A 10,044-nucleotide genomic window follows, 5' to 3' on the forward strand; every position below is an offset into this window, starting at 1 on the left:
CCCCACTGGGGCTTTCATTGCTTCGCAAACGTGAACTCGATTAACTCTCCCGCAGGAGACGTTCCCCCTCGGAGAGTCCTCGAAGAGCCCACTACACTTTGCAGACCATAGGGATGAAAGTGTCATAGTGGGTTATTACACTTCCGCAGAAGTGCATCTCCGTTCCCCGTCACCTCTCGATGAACCTTGAAAGGAGGGATGCCCTTTGGCAAGAAACGATGGCGTTGACCGCACCAGTGTCCGAAATCTCGCCGTTTCGGACAAGGCCGTTGGCAACACCCAGCAGCACAATGAGCGTGAAAAGGACAGCTATCGGAACCCCGATATTATCCCCCAGCGCGCTGCATGGAACGTCCACTTCAAAAAGCCAACCGCCAGCTACACTGACCTGTTCGCCCAACTGGAAACCGCTGGTACGATTTCCACGCGCGGCCTGAAGCCGGATGCCACCCATTATTGCGAGCTTGTCTTTGATGTCAACTCGGCCTACTTTGACAACCACGGCGGCTACGAGTTCGCCAAGCAGTTCTATGAGGATGCCTACCAAGCTGCCGTTCAAATCGTGGGCGGTGAGCAGTATATCCTCTCGGCAGTCATGCACGCCGATGAGATCAACCGTGCCATGACCGAAGCATTAGGCCGTGAAGTCTACCACTATCATCTCCATGTGGTCTATGTGCCTGTGGTGGAAAAGCAGATCCTCTGGTCGAAACGCTGCAAGGACAAGGCACTGGTCGGCACCGTCAAGGAGACCGTCATGCAGGTCAGCCGGAGCAAGAAGTGGGCATCCAAGCCCCTGCTGGACGATGCCGGAAAGCCTGTTTTGCAAAAGAACGGCAAGCCAGTCCTGAAGAAGTCGTACAGCATCTTGCAGGACGATTTTTTCAACTATATGCGCGCTGCCGGGTACACCGATGTGGAGCGCGGCGAGCGTGGCAGCACCGAAGAACACCTGACCGTCACCCAGTTCAAAGTTCAACGGGAGCAGGAACGGCTGGACAGCCTGACCGCCCAGATTGACCAGAAAGAGCAGCACCTCACCCAAACCAACAAAACCCTCTCCAAGACCGAAAAGGAACTTGCTGCTGTGCAGAAAAAGGCCACGCTCACAAAAGAAGCCCTCATTCATGTGCGCGATTTGGATTATATCGGCAAGCGCACCTTTCTCGGTAACTACTCGCTGACCGAAGAAGAATTTTCCAAGCTGAAAAAGCAAGCCGACCACGGCTATATGATGGACGTGGAGAACCGTCGCTTGAAAGAAGAACTTTCCACCGCCAAGAAGGAAGCTGCTCATTGGGGTCAAAAGTATCATGAGCTCTGGTATGAAGTGAAGCCCTATCTGGACGCGCTCCACCGTGCTCCTGAACTGGTGCGCGGTTTTCTGGAAAAGATTCTTGCTCCCAAGCAGGAGCGCACCATGAATGTGCCGCAGCGAAGCCGCAAGCGTGGGCAGGATATGGAACTTTGATTTTCGGAGGATACCATTTGAACAAAAAGAAGAAGTCGAACAAATCCGGCTACCCGGATGAAGCAATCAAGACCCTTGCACGTTGCTTTTATCCCTCCATAGTTGAGTTTTTCAACAGCGAGGAAGGCCAGCGTGAATATGAGGAATGGCTGAAAGAGCAGGAAGCTCTACAAGCCTTGCCTGTTGCAGCATAAAAACAGCAGGACGCTCCCGATGAAAGGAACGCCCTGCCTTACATAGATGTATCTCACCGAGGTGTGTCCAGTTGGGCACACCTCTTATTTTTTTGTCCTTAATCTTCTAGCCCATGGCTCCCGGCTGCATTTTTCAAATATTCCTCCGGGTCACCGTTCAGAATCAAATCGGCATAGCTCAGCGGGTCATTGTAGATAAGGTAGTCCAGTTCGGTTTGCTGTGCCATGGTCACGTCCAGCGCATCCTCAACCCCGGTACAGTCGATGGAGATTTTTCTCCCATCTTGGAGAGTCAACTCCACACACCCGGTATCCATGTTAAACTTGCAAGCTCTTGCATCGTACTTCATAATCGCATCCTCCAAATCTTGTTAGTGGCTTACGGTCTATGACAAGGTATCGGAGTTTTACGCCGTCCACGGGAGCCTTCATTGTTGTACCCGAAGAAAACGAAAAATCCGAACCCTTCTCCAATCGGAAACAGGTTCGGATTTTTCTTGTTTGGTGGGCGCGGGTGGATTCGAACCACCGAAGCTGAAAGCAGCAGATTTACAGTCTGTCCCCATTGGCCACTCGGGAACACGCCCATATTCATTTTTTTGTGCGTCCGTTCGCCGGACGACTTGCTTATTTTAGCATGGGAAATGGATTTTGTCAACTGTTTTTTACTTTTTTCTTCAAAGCTTTTTTGCACCCGTCGAAGGCGGGGTGCGGCAATGCGGATGGCTTTGTGCGAAAACGGCGGACATCCGTCTTTTTTACTGCAAAAATATTTATTGAATAAGCGGCAGATCCGGCGGCTCCGGATTGCATTCTGCGCAATTCTATGTTATAATTCCGGACGAACTGAACAGAAAACAGCAGGTGCCTTCTGCCGCTTTGCGCGGTGGGAAGGGTAAAAGGGAAGCGGGTGCAGATCCCGCACGATCTCGTCACTGTGATAAGGGAGTCCGCGTCAAGGTGCTGTGCGCACCGGCCACTGGAGCATTGCTCCGGGAAGGCGGCGCCGGGCGGCGATCTTTCAGTCAGGAAACCTGCCTGCTGTTGGTACGGGGGCCTGAGCCCCAGATCACGAGGAATTGGTTGTACCAAAAAGCCCTGAAAAAATCAGAGGTCTTTTTGTCATGCCATCCGCAGGACAAAAGGGCCTCTTTTTTACCTCACTTTCCTGTACCCTTTGTTCGGTTCGGCCGCAATTTATCCACAGGAAAGGACAAGACAATGAGAAAGATCGAAACCAAGAAGCTGGCTGCAGCCGTTACGGCTCTGGCCCTGTGCGCCGGCGTGCTCACCGGCTGCGGCGGTGCTGCTTCCAGCACTGCATCCAGCACCGCTGCGTCTGCCGCTTCCAGCGAAGTGAGCAGCGAGGAGGCTGACGAAATGGCAGCAAAGAATGTGGCAGACCTGATCGATGCCATCTATGTGCAGGAGCGCAATGATGACACCGACGCTCAGTGCGAAGCCGCCAAGGCTGCATGGGATGCTTTGACCGACACCCAGAAGGAACTGGTGGAAGGCGAGAACGCTGATCCCGACTACTTTGGCCGTGACACCGGCGATGCTTCCAAGGACGATGCCCGCAATCAGGACGACATCGGCGACAACGAGCTGCTGGTGGTCTCCTTCGGCACCTCCTTCAACGACAGCCGCGTGAAGGACATCAAGGGCATCGAGGATGCTCTGCAGGCCGCATACCCGGACTGGAGCGTGCGCCGCGCCTTCACCGCACAGATCATCATCAACCATGTGCAGGCCCGTGACGGCGAAAAGATCGACAACATGCAGCAGGCCATGGACCGCGCTGTGGCAAACGGCGTGAAGAACCTTGTCATCCAGCCCACCCACCTGATGCACGGCGCTGAGTACGACGAAATGATGGAAATGATCGACACCTACCGCGACAAGTTTGAATCTGTCGCTGTGGCTGAGCCCCTGCTGGGTGAGGTCGGCTCCGATGCCACCATCATCAATCAGGATAAGGAAGACGTTGCCAAGGCTGTCACCGCTGCTGCCGTGAAGGAAGCCGGCTACGACAGTCTGGATGCCGCTGCCGCGGACAAGGTCGCCTTTGTCTTTATGGGCCACGGCACCTCGCACACCGCAAAGGTGAGCTACAGCCAGATGCAGACCACCATGCAGACTCTGGGCTATGACAATGTGTTCATTGGCACCGTTGAGGGCGAGCCGGAGGAAACTGCCTGCGAGAACGTCATCGAGGCTGTTAAGGCTGCAGGCTACACCAAGGTGATCCTGCGCCCGCTGATGGTGGTTGCCGGCGATCACGCCAACAACGACATGGCCGGTTCGGAGGATGATTCCTGGCTGAGCATGTTCAACGCTTCCGGCGCATTTGAGTCGGTTGACTGCCAGATCGCTGGTCTGGGTGAGATCGAGGATGTCCAGAAGCTGTATGTCGCCCACACCAAGGCGGCAATCGATTCTCTGAACGGTTGATTAAACGAACCCTCTCCGTTTCGCGGCCGCTTTGCGGCATCCGGTGGAGAGGGTTCATTTTTTATCCGAACAATGGTATAATAAAAGCTGATTTTTTATAATGTAGAGGTATTTCCTATGAAACGCGTTTTTTCCTGTGTTGTCGCTGCTTCTCTGGCGCTGAGCCTGCTGGCGGGCTGCGGCGCTTCTTCCACGGCATCTTCCGCGGCGTCCGGCGCTGCCAGCTCGGAGGCTGTTTCTTCCGTAGCTTCTTCTGCCGTTGAGACCGCCGCTCTCCCGGATGGTGTGTATACCGCCGAGTTTGACACCGACAGCAGCATGTTCCACGCCAACGAAGCCTGCGACGGCAAGGGCACCCTGACCGTGGAGAATGGCCAGATGACCTTCCACGTCAGTCTGGCGTCCACCCACATCGTCAACCTGTATCTGGGCAAGGCTGCCGATGCTGCCGACCACGAGGCCGACTGGCTGCAGCCTACCACTGATACCGTCACCTACTCCGACGGCACTTCTGAGGAAGTGTACGGCTTTGATATCCCGGTCTCTGCCGTGGATGCCGACTTTGATCTGGCCATTCTGGGCACCAAGGGCAAGTGGTACGATCATGTCGTCAGCGTGCGCAACGCGGTCCAACAGGCTGGCACCGCAGCTCCCGCCGATGGCACCTACACCTGTGAGGTGACGCTGGAAGGCGGCTCCGGCCGTGCCACCGTGGAGAGCCCCGCCGCCCTGACCGTGGCAGACGGAAAAATGACCGCTGCCATCGTGTGGAGCAGCCCCAACTACGACTATATGCTCGTGGACGGCGAGAAGTATCTGCCCACCAACACCGAGGGCAATTCCACCTTTGAGATCCCCGTTGCCGCGCTGGACACTGCACTGGATGTCACCGCCGACACCGTGGCCATGAGCACCCCCCACGAGATCGAGTACACGCTGACCTTTGATTCCGCAAGTCTGAAGTGACTCCTCCAGTCACCTTCGGTGACAGCCCCCTCAAAGAGGGGGCCTTTGGCAAAAAGATAAACTTTACCGTACTGCCAAAGCCTCCCTCTATGAGGGAGGTGGCACGGCGCAAGCCGTGACGGAAGGAGTTACCTATGAAGATCACTCGCAACCAATTTCTGAAACTGATCCCCGCTGCGGCGCTGACGCTGACCGGCTGCGGCAGCAAGGCTCAGCCTGCCAATACAGAAAGTCTTGTTTTCTCCCATCATTACCAGCTGGACTATGCACAGCAGTTCACGGCGGACTGCTATGAGGGCGGCTATACCATGCTGACCATCGCGGAGTCGGATACGCGGTTCCTTGTTGTGCCGGAAGATGCTGCGGAGGTGGACAGCCTGCCCGCTGATGTGACCGTGCTGCGCCAGCCGGTGGAGAATATTTATCTGGTCTCCACCTCGGTGATGGATCTGCTTTTGCATCTGGATGCACTGGACAGCGTGGCCTTTTCCGGCACCAAGGCCGAGGGCTGGTATCTGCCCGCAGTGCAGCAGGCCATGGAAGAGGGAAAAATCGCGTATGCGGGCAAGTACAGCGCCCCGGATTACGAGCAGATCCTGGCGGCGGGCTGCCGCCTTGCCATTGAGAATACCATGATCCTGCACACGCCGGAGGTAAAGGAACAGCTGGAACACTTTGGCATCCCGGTGCTGGTAGAGCGTTCCAGCTACGAGAGCGACCCGCTGGCCCGCATGGAGTGGATCAAGCTTTACGGCATCCTGCTGGGCAGGGAAGAACAGGCAGAGCGTGTGTTTTCCGCGCAGGAGACAGCCGTTCAGCCCATCCTCTCGCAGGAACCCACGGGAAAAAGCTGCGCCTTCTTCTCGCTGACCACCAACAACCTTGCCACTGTGCGCAAGGGCAGTGACTATGTGGCCCGCATGATCGAAATGGCAGGCGGCAGCTATGTCTTTGCGGACCTGACGGACAATGGCAACAGCCTTGCTACCATGAACCTGCCGCTTGAGGACTTCTATGCAGGCGCAAAGGATGCCGACGTGCTCATCTACAACAGCGCCATCGAGGGCATGATCGCATCGGTGAGCCAGCTGACCGAGCGTTTCCCGCTGCTGAACGAGTTCAAAGCGGTGCAGAACGGTCAGGTGTGGTGCACCACCCAGAGCCTGTTCCAGCAGAGCATGGAGCTGGCAGACCTGATCGTGGACATGAACCGGGTGTTTACCAAGGGCACACCTGCCGCCGGTGAACTGAAATTCCTCACCCATGTGGATTAAAGAATGGGAATTTTACAGAAAGGAAAGCCTATGACCCGTACCAGACGCCTTGCAGCCGCCTATATTGCCCTTGCGGCAGCCGTGGCTGTGCTCTTTGCGCTGAACCTGTTCTGGGGCAGCGTATCCCTTGCGCCGGGTGCAGTGCTGGCAGCGCTGCTGGGCAAGGGCGGCGATGTGCTTGCGGGGAACATCATCCTGCAGCTGCGCCTGCCCCGCGCGGTCATGGCGGCGCTGCTGGGAGCAGCCCTCAGCGCAGCGGGATACCTTCTGCAGACCTTTTTTGCAAACCCCATTGCCGGGCCCTTTGTCATGGGCGTTTCCAGCGGCGCAAAGCTGGCGGTGGCCCTGACCATGGTGGTGTTTCTGGACCGCGGGATGCTGACCAGCTCGGCCACCATGATCGCGGCTGCCTTTGCGGGGGCCATGGCTGCCATGGCCTTTGTGCTGGCGGTGGCCCGGCGGGTGCAGCGCATGAGCATTCTGGTCATCTGCGGTGTGATGATCGGCTACATCTGTTCCGCTGTCACCGATATCGTGGTGGCCTTTGCACAGGACTCCAACATCGTCAACCTGCACAACTGGTCGCAGGGCAGCTTTTCCGGCATGACATGGGCCAACGTGCAGGCGGCGGCGCTGGTGACGCTGCCGGTGCTGGCGGCTGCCTTTCTGCTCTCCAAACCCATGGCGGCCTACCAGATGGGCGAGGAGTACGCCCGCAGTGTGGGCGTGAACGTCAGGCTTTTCTCGGCGGTGCTGGTGCTGCTTTCCAGTCTGCTGGCCGCCTGCGTCACCGCCTTTGCGGGGCCGATCTCCTTTGTGGGCATCGCGGTGCCGCACCTTGTAAAGCAGCTGCTGGGCAGCGCAAAGCCGCTGCATGTGCTGCCCGGGTGCTGTCTGGGCGGTGCGGCCTTCTGCCTGTTCTGCGACCTGCTGGCCCGCAGTCTGTTTGCGCCCACGGAGCTGTCCATCAGCTCGGTCACGGCCGTGTTCGGCGCACCGGTGGTCATCTGGCTGCTGGTGCGGCGCAGTCAGGAGGGGGCACGATGAAGGAACATTTTTTGTGCGGAGCACAGGGTCTTGCCATCGGCTACGGCAAGACACCGCTGCTCTCGGATATTTGCCTCGGGGTGCAGCCGGGTCAGATCCTGACCCTCATCGGCCCCAACGGCGCAGGCAAATCCACCTTGCTGCGCACGCTGGCGGGTCAGCTGGCCCCCATGGGCGGCACGGTGCTGCTGGAAGGCAGAAGCCTTGCCGGTTACACCGGTACCCAGCGGGCGCAGAAGCTGGCCCTCATGGCCCCGCACAGCCGCCGGATGGAGCTGACCACCTGCTTCGACTTTGTTTCGGCGGGGCGCTATCCCTACACCGGACGGCTGGGCATTTTGTCTGCCGAGGACAGGCAGCAGGTGCACAGAGCCTTGGAGCTGGTGGGCGCGGCGCAGCTGGCAGACCGGGATTTTAACCGCATCAGCGACGGCCAGCGCCAGCGCATCCTGCTGGCCCGGGCCCTGTGCCAGCAGCCGGAAGTGATCCTGCTGGACGAACCGACCTCTTTTCTGGATATCAAGGGCAAAATTGAACTGCTCACTATCCTCGGAACGCTTGCACACACCCAAAAGCTGGCGGTGATCCTGAGCCTGCACGAGCTGGAGCTGGCCGAAAAAATAGCGGACACGGTGGTGTGCGTTTCGCCCGGCGGTGTTTCCGGCGTGCTGACCCCGGAACAGGCGTTTCAGCCGGAGAACATCCGCGCTTTGTACGGCCTGACCGAACAGCAGTACACGGCTCTGTTCGGTACGCCGGAGCCGGAAGCCGAAAAGGCACCCGCCGGAAAGCCGCAGTTTGAGCATTACGTCCGCAGCGGCCAGAAGCTGCTGCGCTGCGGCTACACCACCGGCACCTGTGCCGCGCTGGGGGCTGCCGGGGCGGCGCGTCTGCTGCTGACCGGCCGCGAACCGGAAACGGTGGCCCTGCGCACGCCCAAGGGCATCGTGGTGGAGGTGGCTCCCCTCTGGTGCCGCAGAACGGACACAGGTGCCGCATGTGCCATCCGCAAGGACGGCGGCGACGATGTGGACGTGACCACGGGCCTGCCGGTGATTGCATCGGTGGTGCTGGAACCGGATGCCCCCGGCGTGCGCATCTTTGGCGGCGAGGGGGTGGGCCGGGTGACGAAGCCCGGCCTTGACCAGCCCGTAGGCGAAGCCGCCATCAACCATGTGCCGCGCCAGATGATCGCCGAGGCACTGGAACGGGAAGCTGAAAATGCTGCCTACACCGGCGGCTTTGCAGTGACCATTTCCATCGAGGGCGGTGCCGAGACCGCAAAGCGAACCTTCAACCCGCACATCGGGGTGGAGGGCGGACTTTCCGTGCTGGGCACCAGCGGCATCGTGGAGCCCATGAGCCAGCAGGCGATTCTGGATACCATCCAGCTGGAAATGAATCAGGCTGCGCTGCGGGAAAAAAATGCCCCCGGTCCTCGGCGGTTGGTGCTGGCACCCGGCAACTACGGGCTGGACTATCTGGCCTCCGCTCTGCCGCAGTTCGAGCGGTTCCCGGTGGTCAAGACCTCCAACTTCATCGGGGATACGCTGGATATGGCGGCAACGGCAGGATTTGAACAGGTGCTTCTGGTGGGACACGTGGGCAAGCTCTGCAAGCTGGCGGCAGGGGTCATGAACACCCATTCCCACACGGCAGATGGCCGTGCCGAGGTGTTCTGCGCCCATGCGGCGCTGTGCGGGGCCCGGCGCGAAGTGTGCGCTGCCCTGATGGATGCCGCCACCACGGATGCCTGCCTTGACATTCTGGACGGCGCAGGGCTGCGCGGCCCGGTGCTGGAAAGCATCCTTGCGGCCATCCAGATGCATCTGGACCGACGGGCAGGCGGGGCGTTCCGGGTGGGCGCGGTGCTGTTTTCCAACCAGCACGGCCCGCTGGGCGAGACCTGTATTGCAAAGGAGCTGATGAAGGAATGGCAGAACTGAAAGGCACCTTTTACGGCGTCAGCGTAGGCCCCGGCGACCCGGAGCTGCTGACCCTGCAGGCGGTGCGGCTGATCCGGAAATGCCCGGTACTGGCTGCGCCGCAGACTTCTTCCGGCCAGATGCTGGCGCTGGACATCGCCCGCAGTGCGCTGGGAAAAGCGCTGGACGGCAAGACCATCGTCCCGCTGCACTTTGCCATGAGCCGCGACCCGGCTGTGCTGGCGGCTTCCCACAAAGCAGCAGTGCAGGCGGTGCGGCCTTATCTGGATGCCGGGCAGGACACTGCCATGCTGAACCTTGGGGACGTTTCCATCTATGCCACCTTTGGCTATCTGCAGCGCCTTCTGGAAGCAGAGGGCTATCCCACCGCCATGGCGGCGGGGGTGCCCAGCTTCTGTGCGGCGGCGGCGCGGCTGAATGTGCCGCTGACCGGCGGCATGGATGCACCGCTCACCATTGCGCCGGGCAGCTGGGCGGGCCGCATGCTGGATACGTCTGGCACCAAAGTATTGATGAAGACCGGCAGGCAATTGCCTGCCTTGTTGGATACCCTGCGGCAGGCAGATAAGCTGAAAAACAGCGCCCTTGTGTGCAACTGCGGCCTGCCGGATGAACAGGTCTGCCCGGACCTTTCCCGCGGGCAGCCGCAGGTCCAGCCGGGCTATTTTACCACCGTTCTGGTAAAGGAGTGA

General features: G+C 59.2%; 9 protein-coding genes, 1 tRNA gene, 1 pseudogene and 1 riboswitch. Of the genes and pseudogenes, 9 read left to right on the plus strand and 2 right to left on the minus strand.

What is annotated here, in order from left to right; genetic code table 11:
* The first annotated feature begins 205 nt into the window (after positions 1-205).
* Together ACKXF9_RS12215 and ACKXF9_RS12220 are read left to right on the plus strand one after the other, a co-directional pair.
* Positions 206-1,471 (plus strand): plasmid recombination protein, encoded by a 1,266-nt coding sequence (locus ACKXF9_RS12215; RefSeq protein ID WP_418266382.1) that lies wholly within the window; start codon positions 206-208, stop codon positions 1,469-1,471.
* Between the two features lie 17 nt (positions 1,472-1,488).
* Positions 1,489-1,665, plus strand: a complete 177-nt coding sequence (locus ACKXF9_RS12220) for a hypothetical protein (RefSeq protein WP_243139235.1) — start codon at positions 1,489-1,491, stop codon at positions 1,663-1,665.
* A 98-nt stretch (positions 1,666-1,763) separates the two neighbouring features.
* Here ACKXF9_RS12220 and ACKXF9_RS12225 read toward each other — a convergent pair whose 3' ends face one another.
* Complete coding sequence (locus tag ACKXF9_RS12225; protein WP_418266383.1) at positions 1,764-2,015, minus strand: DUF6061 family protein; 252 nt, start codon at positions 2,013-2,015, stop codon at positions 1,764-1,766.
* 152 nt (positions 2,016-2,167) lie between these two features.
* A tRNA-Tyr gene (locus ACKXF9_RS12230) sits at positions 2,168-2,252 on the minus strand.
* A 258-nt stretch (positions 2,253-2,510) separates the two neighbouring features.
* Positions 2,511-2,722, plus strand: a riboswitch (cobalamin riboswitch).
* A gap of 164 nt (positions 2,723-2,886) precedes the next feature.
* Here ACKXF9_RS12230 and ACKXF9_RS12235 point away from each other — a divergent pair.
* From ACKXF9_RS12235 to cobI, 7 genes and pseudogenes are all read left to right on the plus strand, one after another.
* Positions 2,887-4,119 carry a sirohydrochlorin cobaltochelatase gene (locus ACKXF9_RS12235; protein ID WP_418266384.1) on the plus strand — a complete coding sequence of 411 codons (1,233 nt, stop codon included), beginning with the start codon at positions 2,887-2,889 and terminating at the stop codon, positions 4,117-4,119.
* Between the two features lie 117 nt (positions 4,120-4,236).
* Positions 4,237-5,085 (plus strand): iron transporter, encoded by an 849-nt coding sequence (locus ACKXF9_RS12240; RefSeq protein WP_418266385.1) that lies wholly within the window; start codon positions 4,237-4,239, stop codon positions 5,083-5,085.
* 134 nt (positions 5,086-5,219) lie between these two features.
* Positions 5,220-6,359, plus strand: a complete 1,140-nt coding sequence (locus ACKXF9_RS12245; protein ID WP_418266386.1) for an ABC transporter substrate-binding protein — start codon at positions 5,220-5,222, stop codon at positions 6,357-6,359.
* A 30-nt stretch (positions 6,360-6,389) separates the two neighbouring features.
* Complete coding sequence (locus ACKXF9_RS12250) at positions 6,390-7,406, plus strand: FecCD family ABC transporter permease (RefSeq protein ID WP_418266387.1); 1,017 nt, start codon at positions 6,390-6,392, stop codon at positions 7,404-7,406.
* A pseudogene (locus ACKXF9_RS12255) lies at positions 7,403-7,903 on the plus strand (ABC transporter ATP-binding protein); the annotation flags it as partial. The gene ACKXF9_RS12250 and the pseudogene ACKXF9_RS12255, both read left to right, overlap by 4 nt.
* Before the next feature lie 168 nt (positions 7,904-8,071).
* Positions 8,072-9,352 carry a cobalt-precorrin-5B (C(1))-methyltransferase CbiD gene (gene cbiD, locus ACKXF9_RS12260; RefSeq protein WP_418266688.1) on the plus strand — a complete coding sequence of 427 codons (1,281 nt, stop codon included), beginning with the start codon at positions 8,072-8,074 and terminating at the stop codon, positions 9,350-9,352.
* A complete protein-coding gene (gene cobI / locus ACKXF9_RS12265; protein ID WP_418266388.1) occupies positions 9,340-10,044 on the plus strand; it encodes a precorrin-2 C(20)-methyltransferase in 705 nt (234 codons plus the stop codon). Before cbiD ends, cobI begins: the two co-directional genes overlap by 13 nt.

It is taken from the genome of Faecalibacterium sp. 9, from assembly GCF_048320955.1.
GTDB lineage: Bacteria > Bacillota > Clostridia > Oscillospirales > Ruminococcaceae > Faecalibacterium > Faecalibacterium wellingii.

Excerpts from the sequence above, each read along its gene's own strand:
- ACKXF9_RS12225 (WP_418266383.1), bottom strand. The coding sequence starts at position 2,015 with ATGAAGTACGATGCAAGAGCTTGCAAGTTTAACATGGATACCGGGTGT.
- ACKXF9_RS12235 (WP_418266384.1), top strand. The coding sequence starts at position 2,887 with ATGAGAAAGATCGAAACCAAGAAGCTGGCTGCAGCCGTTACGGCTCTG.
- ACKXF9_RS12240 (WP_418266385.1), top strand. The coding sequence starts at position 4,237 with ATGAAACGCGTTTTTTCCTGTGTTGTCGCTGCTTCTCTGGCGCTGAGC.
- ACKXF9_RS12245 (WP_418266386.1), top strand. The coding sequence starts at position 5,220 with ATGAAGATCACTCGCAACCAATTTCTGAAACTGATCCCCGCTGCGGCG.
- ACKXF9_RS12250 (WP_418266387.1), top strand. The coding sequence starts at position 6,390 with ATGACCCGTACCAGACGCCTTGCAGCCGCCTATATTGCCCTTGCGGCA.
- cobI (WP_418266388.1), top strand. The coding sequence starts at position 9,340 with ATGGCAGAACTGAAAGGCACCTTTTACGGCGTCAGCGTAGGCCCCGGC.